Raw genomic sequence first — 239 nt, forward strand, 5'->3', positions numbered from 1 at the left:
GCGCCTCAGCGTCAGTAATGGTCCAGTTGGCCGCCTTCGCCACCGGTGTTCTTGCGAATATCTACGAATTTCACCTCTACACTCGCAGTTCCACCAACCTCTACCATACTCAAGCGTCCCAGTATCGAAGGCCATTCTGTGGTTGAGCCACAGGCTTTCACCCCCGACTTAAAACGCCGCCTACGCGCCCTTTACGCCCAGTGATTCCGAGCAACGCTAGCCCCCTTCGTATTACCGCG

General features: G+C 56.5%; 1 rRNA gene. It reads right to left on the reverse strand.

Annotated features, from left to right (window positions below):
- Positions 1-239: ribosomal RNA gene (locus KZZ07_RS27385) — 16S ribosomal RNA — on the reverse strand; the annotation flags it as partial.

It is taken from the genome of Mameliella sp. CS4, from assembly GCF_019392335.1.
Lineage (GTDB): Bacteria > Pseudomonadota > Alphaproteobacteria > Rhodobacterales > Rhodobacteraceae > Antarctobacter.